This window comes from Mesorhizobium sp. M7A.F.Ca.US.006.01.1.1, assembly GCF_003997935.1.
Lineage (GTDB): Bacteria > Pseudomonadota > Alphaproteobacteria > Rhizobiales > Rhizobiaceae > Mesorhizobium.
Genome location: NZ_RZQL01000241.1, coordinates 1 through 10,619, shown reverse-complemented (window position 1 = coordinate 10,619; position 10,619 = coordinate 1). Strand labels below are relative to the sequence as shown.

The 10,619-nt window shown below is 63.5% G+C and carries 9 protein-coding genes; all 9 read right to left on the bottom strand.

The window, feature by feature from the left end:
- Nucleotides 1-2: 2 nt before the first annotated feature.
- The 9 genes from EN943_RS29990 to EN943_RS29945 all read right to left on the bottom strand — a co-directional run bounded on the left by EN943_RS29990 (nt 3) and on the right by EN943_RS29945 (nt 10,428).
- Nucleotides 3-731 (bottom strand): nucleotidyltransferase family protein, encoded by a 729-nt coding sequence (locus tag EN943_RS29990; RefSeq protein WP_127415737.1) that lies wholly within the window; start codon nt 729-731, stop codon nt 3-5.
- On the bottom strand, nt 728-2,239 hold the full coding sequence (gene tsaE / locus EN943_RS29985) for a tRNA (adenosine(37)-N6)-threonylcarbamoyltransferase complex ATPase subunit type 1 TsaE (protein WP_127415736.1): 1,512 nt from the start codon (nt 2,237-2,239) through the stop codon (nt 728-730). Before tsaE ends, EN943_RS29990 begins: the two co-directional genes overlap by 4 nt.
- 8 nt (nt 2,240-2,247) lie before the next feature.
- Nucleotides 2,248-4,803, bottom strand: a complete 2,556-nt coding sequence (locus EN943_RS29980; protein WP_127415735.1) for a PAS domain-containing sensor histidine kinase — start codon at nt 4,801-4,803, stop codon at nt 2,248-2,250.
- A gap of 199 nt (nt 4,804-5,002) precedes the next feature.
- Nucleotides 5,003-6,403 (bottom strand): adenosylhomocysteinase, encoded by a 1,401-nt coding sequence (ahcY, locus tag EN943_RS29975; RefSeq protein ID WP_127415734.1) that lies wholly within the window; start codon nt 6,401-6,403, stop codon nt 5,003-5,005.
- Nucleotides 6,404-6,584: 181 nt separating this feature from the next.
- Nucleotides 6,585-6,881, bottom strand: coding sequence for an HPr family phosphocarrier protein (locus tag EN943_RS29970; RefSeq protein ID WP_013528333.1), 297 nt, complete (start codon nt 6,879-6,881; stop codon nt 6,585-6,587).
- Nucleotides 6,878-7,279, bottom strand: coding sequence for a PTS sugar transporter subunit IIA (locus tag EN943_RS29965; RefSeq protein WP_010912939.1), 402 nt, complete (start codon nt 7,277-7,279; stop codon nt 6,878-6,880). The genes EN943_RS29970 and EN943_RS29965 overlap by 4 nt, the downstream gene beginning before the upstream one ends.
- A gap of 164 nt (nt 7,280-7,443) precedes the next feature.
- Nucleotides 7,444-7,905 carry an HPr kinase/phosphorylase gene (locus EN943_RS29955; protein ID WP_127415738.1) on the bottom strand — a complete coding sequence of 154 codons (462 nt, stop codon included), beginning with the start codon at nt 7,903-7,905 and terminating at the stop codon, nt 7,444-7,446.
- 16 nt (nt 7,906-7,921) lie between these two features.
- Nucleotides 7,922-9,706: a sensor histidine kinase gene (locus tag EN943_RS29950; protein ID WP_013528336.1), complete on the bottom strand. Its 1,785-nt coding sequence runs from the start codon at nt 9,704-9,706 to the stop codon at nt 7,922-7,924.
- Between the two features lie 20 nt (nt 9,707-9,726).
- Nucleotides 9,727-10,428 carry a response regulator transcription factor gene (locus tag EN943_RS29945; RefSeq protein ID WP_013528337.1) on the bottom strand — a complete coding sequence of 234 codons (702 nt, stop codon included), beginning with the start codon at nt 10,426-10,428 and terminating at the stop codon, nt 9,727-9,729.
- Between the last annotated feature and the right edge of the window lie 191 nt (nt 10,429-10,619).

Below are 10,619 nucleotides of genomic sequence, written 5' to 3'. Positions count from 1 at the left end.
GCTCATTGCGACTCGATTAGCGCACCGGCGACCGCCGCTTCCGCAAGCGGTACGGCATCGGGCGTGCCGACGGTGATCCAGTGGCCATGCATGGGCATGCCGAACAGGCGCCCGGCGGCGATGGCGGAATCGAAATAGGCGTTGAGCGAGTGCGGCCCGGCCGGTGCGCCCTTGAACAGGCGCGGATGGACGATCGCCGCGCCGGCATAGATCAGCCCTGCCGGATCCCCCTTTGAACGCCGCAAGCCGCCATCCGGCGCCACCAGGAAATCGGTGGAGCCGCAGTGTCCGGTCGCCTGTTGGAGATCCGCCAGCATCAGCAGAATATCCATTTTCGCCGCGTCCCATGCAAGGGCGAGGCGCTGGAGATTGAGAGGACCGTTATCGATCCAGAAGGTGTCGGCGTTGAGGATGTAGAAGGGCTGATCGCCCAGTTCCGGCAACGCCTTGACTATGCCGCCGGCGGAATCGAGCAGTTGTTCGCTCTCATCGGAAATGACGATTTTTGGCGCGCGACGCGCGGCGACATGAGCGACGATCTGTTCGGGAAAGTAGTGGACGTTGACGACCGCCTTGCCGACGCCGGCGGCTGCCAGGCTGTCCAGGCTCCAGTCGAGCAACGTCTTGCCGGCAATCCTGACCAGCGGCTTGGGAATGGTGTCGGTGATCGGCCGCATGCGTTTGCCGAGGCCGGCGGCAAGTACGATGGCGGTGTCCGGTCCTGCTGTCACAGCGCTCGCTCCTCCAGCAAACCGTTGGCATCGTAGAACTCGCGCAGGCTTGCCAACGCCGGATGAGACAGGGCCCGGCGCAGATAATCGCGGATGCGCGGCAGGTGCTTCAGATAATAGGGCTTGCCGTCGCGTTTTTCGAGACGGACGAAGATGCCGAGGATCTTGGAGTTTCGCTGCGCCGCCATGATGGCGTAGGATTCCAGGAAGCTTGCCTCATCGAAAACGCCGGCTGCGTGGCGCGCCGCGACATAGGCATCCAGCGTCTTTTTCTCGATCTCGGGCGACATCGTAACACGCGCGTCCATGGCGAGCGAGGCCACGTCATAGGCGGAAGGGCCGATCAGCGCATCCTGGAAATCGACGATGCCCAGCCGATCATGCCCTGAACGGTCGCCGCGCCAGATGATGTTTGGCGAATGGAAGTCGCGCAGCATCAGCGTGACTTCGCGGCCATGCAGCCGGTCGAGCAGCGTGTTCCATTGCTTGTGGTAACCGGCGCGCAAACTGTCACTTGCCGGACCGCCAGTGATTGCCGGCACGTACCAGTCGACCAGCAGATCGGCTTCGATCATCATGGCATCGCGGTCGAAAGGCGGCACCTCGTGGAAGCCGTCGTGTCCTGTTTCCAGGCGCCGGGGCCAGGTCCTGCCATGCATCATGGCCAACAGCTCGGCCGCCGCCGCGCAGCGCGCGGGCAGCGGCTGGCCATCGCTGCCGAGAAACCCTTCCGAACCAAGATGCTCGAGCAAAAGGAAACCTTGCTCCTGATCCTCGGCATGGATTTCCGGAACGCTGACGCCGCCTGCCTTTAAGGCGTGGTCGATGGCGACGAAAGCAGCTACCGACTGGGCGGTGTGCGCGATCTCGGCATAGGGCTTGCCGTCGCGCACAGGCGGACCGAGAACCAGCCGTGGTGAGTTCATCAACACTTGCGGCTTCCGATCCGGCAGCGAAACGATCTCGTAAGAGCGGGCCGAGGCATCGCCGATAAAATGGCGGCGCTGCGCTTCCCCCCAGCCTGCATTTTCGAGAAAGTCGCGCATGGCCAGTGACCGTGCCGCACGATCGAAGGCAGCGCCCTGCCCCGACAATCTCGCCAACCGGCCATCGCCATGCTGGACGAGTTCGATCAGGACCGTGGTTTTCGGCAGATAGGCTTCCGCCCGTTCCGGCCATTCGACCAAAGCAGCACCCTGCGCCAAGGCTTCGTCGAACCCAAGCTCATCGAGCTCGTCCGCCGAGGACAGGCGGTATAGATCGAAATGATGGACCGGAATGCGGGTGTCGTAGCTCTGCACCAGCGTGAAGGTCGGACTCGGAACGTCCAGGCCGGCATCGTCGGCCAAGGTCCTGATCAAGGCCCGCGCCAACGTCGACTTGCCGGCGCCGAGATCGCCCTTGAGGGCAAGCACGTCACCCGGGCGCAGCGACAGCGCCAGATCTTCGCCCAGCCGCGCTGTGTGGGTTTCGTCGGCGAGTAATCGCTCCAGCACCAGTCCGGTCATCGAACGCGCTACTCGGCCGCGGCGCGGATGCCCGGCATGTCTGGAAAGGTGCAGATGACGGTCGTGCCCTTGTCCTTGCCGGTTTCGATGCGAACGCTGCCGCCATGCAGCTCGACGAAGCTCTTGACGATCGATAGGCCGAGGCCGGCGCCGCGCCGGCGGCCGCCATTGGCGCGCGGCTCGAAACGGCGGAACACCGAATCGAGCACATCGGGCGGCATGCCGGGACCGTCGTCATGAACCGAGAATTCCACCCCGTCCGCCAGATGGCGGCAGCTGAGCCGGATGATGCTGGCTTCCGGTGCGTAATTGGCGGCGTTGCTGAGCAGATTGTAGAGGATCTGGCGGACGCGGACCTCATCGCCGTGAAACGTCTTCGGCGCCGCAATGGCGTCGACTTGGAGACTGATCGAATGCTCTTCCAGCCGGTCGGCCACCAGCTCGGCCGCAGCGGCGATGGTGCGATCGACCTGCACTTCGGAGATGTCGAGTTGCATGATGCCGGCGTCGACCGTCGCCAGGTCGAGGATGTCGTTGACGATGGTGAGCAGGACCGAGGAGGACGAGCTGACATGCTCGACATATTCGCGCTGCTTCTGCGTCAGCGGACCGGTCGTGGGCTGTGACAGGAGTTCGGTGAAGCCGATGATGTTGGTCAGCGGCGAGCGCAGTTCATAGGAAACGTGCTGGACGAATTCGTTCTTGAGCTGATCGGATTTTTGCAGCGCCTCGTTCTTGTCCTTCAGCGCCCGTTCGACGTTGACGCTGTCGGTGACATCGACGAAGGTCATCATCACCTGCCCGTTGGGCAGCGGGATCATGGCGTAACTCAGCACATTGCCGTTGTTGAGCTCGGTCTGTCCGTGGCGGTCGCGGCGCTCGTCGTCGAAGCCGGTGATGGCGGCAACGAAGCTGGGCCAGGGGCTGTCCGCGGCCTGCCGGTCGCAAAGGTCGCGTATCGCCGACACGTGGACGCTGGGCTTGGCCGCTTCGCCGCTCAAACCCCAGAGCGTGGCAAAGGCGGGATTCGACAGCCGGAGCCTGCCGTCGGGTCCGAACACCGCCACGCCTTCGGCAAGATTGTCGAGCGTCTCGCCCTGGACCCGCACCGCTGTCTGGTAGCGGCTCTCGAGGTCCATCTTCTCGGTCAGGTTCTCGAACACCCAGGTCACGCCGCCCTTGGGTTGCGGGTTGGCGACGACGCGGATGGTCTTGCCATCCGGCAGATGCCACCAATGTTCCTGGGATTCCACAGCGCGATAGGCGCCGAGCAGGCCTTCCTTCCAGCGGCGCCATTCAGGCTGTTCGGCGATCTTGCCTTCGCTGCGCAGCCGGTCGAGCAGCAAGGCATTGTCTGGAGCGCTGTGCAGGAAGCCTGCGTCCAGACCCCAAAGCTTCTGAAAGGCCTGGTTGAAGAACCGCAGCTTCTCGTCGGTGTCGAAAATGGCGACCGCCGTGTTGAGCTGGTCGAGCGTGTCGGCGTGGCTTCGCACCGTCCGTTCGTATTCGCCGCGAACGGTCTCGATGGCGCTGGTGTCGCAGGCAAGGCCGGCCGAGCCATCGCTGCCGGCGAAATCGGTGACCGCGAACACACGGCGATCCCCTTCGATCACGGTGGACAGCGACTGCTCGAAAACCGGATGCGTCTTGTGCTGGGCGGCAATCGCATCGCGCGCCTGGCCGCCGAGGAACTCTTTCTTCTCCCGAACCGCGGCTTCGGCATTTTCGGCTTCGACGGCATCGGCATAGGCGCGGTTGACCCACTTCAGCCCTCCATCCTCGCCGCGGAGCCATGCCGGCATGTTCAGCGCGTCGAGCAGGCCGATCATCGTGTCGTGGTCGGCGGCCAGCCGCTGGTTCTCGATCTTCAGCCTGGCCTGGCTGCGCTGCGTCTCCGAAAGCGAGACAAAACGCACGAGCACATGCGCGGCACTCTTGCGGCCATGCACTTCGAGCGGCGCGCCGGCCTGCGATTCGATGACGAGGTCGAAGGGTTTGGCCTTCTCGCGCAATCCCGCGACGGCATGTTCGAGTGCCGCCGCCGAACGCGGCATCAGCCAGCGGCCGAAAGCGAGAAAAGCGGCCCTATCCTCGGGAGCGCCGCTTTCGACGGGCAATGTGCCGATAAGCTCGGGCTTCTTGTTTTCCGTGGCCCAGACGACGACGCGCTGGTCGCGCAGATTGAGCAGCGCCTCGGAGCGGCGGAGCGCCGCGTTGATGTCGGCGAGGCGGCTCCTGAGTTCGACATTCTCCGCCGAGGTGCGGGCTCTTTCGCGGATGAGAACGATGGCCGAAATGAATGCGGCACCCGTCACGCCGACGAACACGGCAAGCTGCATGACCTCGATGGCGCTCACCGACAGTCCGGCCACGCTGGCAGCAGCGGTTTCGGCATGCGCGACGGCGCCAGCCAAGGGGACCGCGAGGGCGGAGGTGGCAAGGAATGTCGACGCGCGAGCGCGCCAGGACAGGCTCCCGCCTTCCAGGACGGAACCAGCAATCCCCGAATCGTCATGGCCGCCGGAAACGGCCCGTCCCGCTCTGTGCGGGTGTTGCCCCGGCATGTCTTGGTCCTCTCCGCCGCCTGAATGCAAGACCGCCCTGATGCGTGCCTCTCTTGACCCTCTCGGGCTGGAAGCATCGCCGAATCACCTGACAATAACCCCTCGCCGAATCGCCGTGAAGGCTGATGGCGCGCAAAAATATGGCCGGGCGAAAAGTCAATCGCCCGGCCTCAATATCTGGTAGTAATTTTAGCTTTGGTTAATAGCGGTAGTGTTCCGGCTTGAACGGACCCTGCGGCGTGACGCCGATATAGGCGGCCTGTTCACCCGACAGTTCGGTCAGGCGGGCGCCGAGCTTGTCGAGATGCAGGCGCGCGACCTTTTCGTCGAGATGCTTGGGCAGGACATAGACCTGGTTCTCGTACTGGCCGGGCTTGGTGTAGAGCTCGATCTGCGCCAGCACCTGGTTGGTGAAGGATGCCGACATGACGAAGCTCGGATGGCCGGTGGCGTTGCCGAGATTGAGCAGGCGCCCTTCCGACAAAAGGATCATCCGCTTGCCATCCGCGAAGGTGATCATATCGACCTGCGGCTTGACGTTGGTCCATTTCAAATTGCGCAGCGCGGCGACCTGGATCTCATTGTCGAAGTGACCGATGTTGCCAACGATGACCATGTCCTTCATCGAGCGCATATGGTCGAGGGTGACGACGTCCTTGTTGCCGGTGGTGGTGATGACGATGTCGGCGGTGGGGGCCGCATCTTCCAGCGTGACGACTTCAAAACCGTCCATCGCCGCCTGCAGGGCGCAGATCGGATCGACCTCGGTGACCTTGACGCGGGCGCCGGCGCCCTTGAGCGAGGCCGACGAGCCCTTGCCGACGTCGCCATAGCCGCACACGACAGCGACCTTGCCGGCCATCATCGTGTCGGTGCCACGGCGGATGCCATCGACCAGCGATTCCTTGCAGCCATATTTGTTGTCGAATTTCGACTTGGTGACCGAGTCGTTGACGTTGATGGCGGGGAAGGGCAGCAGGCCCTTCTTCTGCAGTTGATAGAGGCGGTTGACGCCGGTGGTCGTTTCTTCGGTGACGCCGCGGATCGCCGCCTTCTGCTTGGTGAAGAAGCCGGGCGAAGCCTTCAGGCGCTTCTTGACCTGGGCGTAGAAGTATTCCTCTTCCTCGCCCTGCGGGTTGGACAGGACGTCCTCGCCGGCCTCGGCGCGGGCACCGATCAAGATGTACATGGTGGCGTCGCCGCCATCATCGAGGATCATGTTGGAGAGGCCGCCATCGGCCCACTGGAAGATCTTGTCGGTGTAGTCCCAATACTCCTCGAGCGACTCGCCCTTGACGGCGAAAACCGGGATGCCGGCTTCGGCGATGGCCGCGGCCGCGTGATCCTGGGTCGAAAAGATGTTGCAGGAGGCCCAGCGGATATCGGCGCCCAGCACCTTCAGCGTCTCGATCAGCACCGCCGTCTGGATCGTCATGTGCAGCGAGCCGGTGATGCGCGCGCCCTTGAGCGGCTGCTTGGGACCGAATTCCTCACGGCAGGCCATCAGGCCCGGCATTTCGGTTTCGGCGATATCGAGTTCCTTGCGGCCCCAGCCGGCAAGCGAGATGTCGGCGACCACATAGTCCTTGCTACCCGTCATGGCAGTACTCCGATGCGAATGATGTGCTTGCGAATTTGTTGCGGATGCGCCCGCGCCGGTCGGCGCGTCGAAGGGCGCGAATTGCCGGCCTGACTAGCAGATCGGAGCAAGGACGACAATGGGATATAAAGAAATCTTTATCCCTGCATGTCTCTCAGACACGCATCGGCGCTCTAGCAGATCAGCATTCCTCGCCGAAGCGGGACGCCACCAGTTGCTCCAGGGCGTCGATGACCTGCTGGGCCTCCGGCCCGCTGGCGGTGACGCGGATCGAATAGCCGGGGCTTGCCGCCAGCATCATCAGGCCCATGATCGAGGTGCCGCCAACCTTGACGCCATCCTTCTCGACATGCACCGAGGCATCGAAGCCGCTGGCCAGCTGGACGAACTTCGCCGAAGCGCGCGCATGAAGGCCGCGCTGGTTGATGATGGGAAAATCCCGGACTATCTGATCTTTTTCCGGGGACAGCGCGGTCATTTGCTGCTCAGGAGCTGGCTGGCAACATTGATGTATTTGCGACCGGCGGCCTGGGCCTCATCAAGGGCGGCCGCCATGTTGTCGCCCTTGCGGATCGAGGAAAGCTTGATCAGCATCGGCAGGTTCATGCCGGCGATCACCTCGGTGCGGCCGGACTCCATCACCGAGATGGCAAGGTTGGAGGGCGTGCCGCCGAACATGTCGGTCAGCACGATGACGCCCGCCCCGGTGTCGACACGGGCAACCGCGTCGACGATGTCGCGGCGACGCTGCTCCATATCGTCGTCGGCACCGATCGCCACGGTTTCGAAATTGTCTTGTGGCCCGACGACATGTTCGACGGCATGTCGGAACTCGGTGGCCAGTTGACCGTGCGTTACAAGCACGAGTCCGATCATTCTTTGGTGGCTCCCGTCATCGCCGCTTCACAGGCGCATTTTATGCTCGCCAGCCAATCCAGGCGGCGGGAGCGCTATCTTGTCGACGCGCGGCCCGTTGACAAGCCCAAAATTGCGCAGGCGCATGCCATTTTGACGCATTGCAGCAAAAAACCCGGAGCGGATCATAGAAAAGGCGCGATCGACAGCCGCGCCATCACGACCGGTAAGGCGGCAGCGACGTTGCGTTCGACCGCATCGATACGCGGCACCCGACAGCCGGCGATGCTGGTGTCGGCATCCTCCTGAAAGCGTGCCGTTTCACCGGCCGGCGTCAGGCGGACATGCAAATCGACGATGGCGGCGGGCTCGAACGGCACCGCTCGCGGCCCGAGCCCCGGCACCTCGACGAGGCCTTCTATGGTGGTGGGAGCGCGGCAGAGAAGCCGCCCGGCATGCGCCTCGACAAAGAGCTGATCGTCGCCGACGAGCCGCGCGAACGTTCCGCGCTGGCGACAATGGTCGAGGAGCGCCAGCGCCAGCGTCGTCTTGCCCGAACCGGAGGCTCCGGTGACGAGAATGCCGCGCTCGCCGATCAAAACCATTGTCGCGTGAATGTTTTCAGGCTGCACGGCTGGACCAGGCATGGTGGGGTTCATGCCCTCAGCCTTCGGCCGGCAATGTCACCACAAAACGCGCGCCCTTGATCTCGCCGGGTTTGGTGCCGGGGATGTTCTCGGCGGTCAGCGTGCCGCCATGGGCCTCGACGATCTGCCTGGATATCGACAGGCCAAGGCCCGAATTCTGGCCGAATGCCTCGCCGGCCGGCCGATCCGTGTAGAAGCGCTCGAAGATGCGGTCGATGTTGTCGGCCCGGATGCCGGGGCCATTGTCGTCGACGGTGACGATGTTGAACTTGCCGGCACGCGCCAGCGACAAGCTGATGTGGCCATGATCCTCGGGAACGAAGGAACGGGCATTCTCGATCAAATTGGTGATGACCTGGCCGATGCGCAGATCATGCCCGACGACGACATAGCCTTTGACGCCCTGCGGCAGCTTGGCGGCCTTGAATTCGATCTCGACCGCCTTCTTGTTACGCGTCGCTTCGCGCGAAACGGCGACCAGATCGGTGATGAATTTCTTCAGGTCGACCGTCCCCGCATCTTCACGCGCGAGTTCCGCGTCCAGGCGCGATGCATCGGAAATATCGGTGATGAGCCGGTCCAGCCGCCTGACATCGTGCTGGATGATATCCATCAGCCGGCCGCGCGAATCGTCGTTCTTGGCCAGCGGCAAGGTTTCCACCGCACTGCGCAGCGACGTCAGCGGGTTCTTCAGCTCGTGCGAGACATCGGCCGCGAAGCTTTCGATCGCCTCGATGCGGGCGTAGAGCGCGTTGGTCATGTCGCGTATGGCGATCGACAGATTGCCGATCTCGTCCTGACGGTCGGAAAAGTCGGGGATTTCCTCACGGCTCTTGACGCCGCGCCGCACCCGCACCGCCGCCGCCGACAGCCGGCGCAGCGGATTGGCGATGGTGGAGGCGAGCAGCATCGACAGGATGGCGGTGACAAGGGCCGCGATGCCGAAGACGCGCAGGATCGCCTTGCGCTCGGCGGCGACGATCTTGTCGATGTCGCCGCCTTCGGTCGACAGCATCAGCACGCCCAGGACGGCACGAAAGCGCTGGATCGGCACCGCCACCGAAACGATCTGCTCGCCCTGCTCGCTGACGCGCACGATGGTCGACGGGCTGCCGGTGAGAGCCTTGACCACTTCCGGGAAAGCGGCGCCATTGCCGCCCGGCTGCTCGTGGTAGACCGGCAGCTCGGTGTTGCGGAAGAAGTCGAAGACGAATTTCTGGATGCGCTCGACCAGATCGGGCTCTTCCTCCTCAACCGGCGGCAGGTCGTAGCGTAGGATCTGGCCGCGCGAATAGAGGTGGCGCGAATCGAGCAGCAGATTGGCGTCGCGGTCATAGATCCGGGCGCGGGTCCTTGTCGGCGAGATCAGCCTTCGCAGCACCGGGGCGACCCGCTCGGGGTTGATCGGGAAGTCGAGATTGTCGAGCTGGTCGGAGCCCGGTCCCAGGCTTTCGCCGGCCTGCAGCTCAAGCAGCTTTTCCGGGTCGATGCTGATCGAATCCGTCTCGACCGTCGCCGACGCGGCGATCGCGCCGGCGATGATCTCGCCCTGGGTCATCAGGCTTTCGACGCGGGCATCGATCAGCCCGTCGCGGAAGGTGTTCAGATAGAGGATGCCGGTCACCAGCACGGCGAGGCCGGCAAGGTTGAGGAACAGGATACGCCGCGTCAGGCTGGAAAAGATATGATGGCCAAGGAAGCGGCGCATCGGCACCGTGATCTTCGAGACGAAGGACGGCATGATCCGCGACGGCCGCCTGGAGGCGCCCGCCGGTCTTGTTCGCTGTGCTTCCACTGCCATCGAATAGCAGGCCCTGCTACTTATGCTTCGCGGAACCGGTATCCGACTCCGTAAAGGGTTTCGATCATCTCGAAGTCGTCGTCGACGGCCTTGAACTTCTTGCGCAGCCGCTTGATGTGGCTGTCGATGGTGCGATCGTCGACATAGACCTGTTCATCATAGGCCGAATCCATCAGCGCATCACGGCTTTTTACGACACCGGGACGCTGCGCCAGCGAATGCAGGATCAGGAACTCGGTGACGGTGAGCGTCACCGGTTCGCCTTTCCAGGTGCAGGTGTGGCGCTCCTGGTCCATGACGAGCTGGCCGCGCTCGAGCGAGCGGGCCTGCTGGCTTGGCGTCTTGGCGGCAGCCTCGCGGGCACTGGCGCGGCGCAACACGGCGCGCACCCGCTCGACCAGCAGGCGCTGCGAGAAGGGTTTGCGGATGAAGTCGTCGGCGCCCATCTTGAGGCCGAACAATTCGTCGATCTCGTCGTCCTTGGAGGTCAGGAAGATCACCGGAAGGTCGGACTTCTGGCGCATGCGGCGCAGCAGTTCCATGCCGTCCATGCGCGGCATCTTGATGTCGAGGATGGCAAGGTTCGGCGGGCGTGCCGCCAGGCCTTCCAGCGCCGACGCACCATCCGTGTAGGTCTCGACGCGATACCCCTCGGATTCGAGGGCGATCGACACCGATGTCAGAATGTTGCGGTCGTCATCGACAAGCGCGATTGTTGCCATTTCAAGCGGCTCCCTCATGAGCTGTCCCTTCTGTCGTAGAGAAGGGGCTTTTGCAGGACAAATTAGGTACAAAATGTGGCATAGGCCTTGTCCGCTGTCACGCCCGGCATGCCGGCGGCCACAATCCTACCTCGACATGGGTTGGACGAACGAACATCGCCAATCCTTTGGGCAACCGCGAAACTTTTTGC